Origin of the sequence: Moraxella nonliquefaciens (genome assembly GCF_001679005.1) — a bacterium.
GTDB classification, from domain to species: domain Bacteria; phylum Pseudomonadota; class Gammaproteobacteria; order Pseudomonadales; family Moraxellaceae; genus Moraxella; species Moraxella nonliquefaciens.
Genome location: NZ_LXTW01000014.1, coordinates 819 through 1494, shown reverse-complemented (window position 1 = coordinate 1494; position 676 = coordinate 819). Strand labels below are relative to the sequence as shown.

1 protein-coding gene is annotated in these 676 nt (G+C 46.4%); it reads left to right on the top strand.

The annotated features are described in order from the left end of the window. Positions 1-11: 11 nt before the first annotated feature. Positions 12-676, top strand: a 665-nt coding sequence (locus A7456_RS11400) for a DUF6531 domain-containing protein (RefSeq protein ID WP_211266067.1), incomplete at its 3' end; no start/stop codon positions are given.

The following is a 676-nucleotide window of genomic DNA, read 5'->3' as shown; positions in this document are numbered from 1 at the left end:
AGGAACCCAAAATGAAGCTTAAATCCCCACTCACGTCACTTGCTTTATCTCTTGGTATTATCCTATCAACCCACCCCACCCACGCCCAAATGTGCCTTGCAAAAAACCTTGGCAACACAGGTACAGCTGGTGTTGGGGGACAATGCTCTACCACTTCAACTAAGCCCAATCGCATTGCTGATTTACTTACCAATCACCCTACCACCACAACCCCCACTGCCTCCGCCTTTGCCCCAAACACTTTTGTCTCTAACCCCATCAATGTCTTATCAGGCAATAAGTTTGAACAGGCAGATGATTTAATCCTTGATGAAACTGACCCCTATGCTCTTAACCTAACCCGTTATTACAATTCCCAATCCACCCAAAGAGGCATGTTTGGCATTGGCTGGCGTTCTGGTTTTGAGATACAACTACAACACACCACCCATCTAAATCAAACCAATCAGCACACCGCTTCTGCTGCCAACCCCTACGCCCAAAATGCGAACCGTACAAACCCAAACACACAACCCATACCCCAAACCGACACCATCCAAATCCTAAGCACCGATGGCACGCTATATCACTTTTATAAAACCGAAGTCAGAGACAAAGACAACCCAACTTTAAAACACACCCACTACACCCATCCAGACCCATCACTTGGCTACATTAAAGAGGTCCAAAACAATCG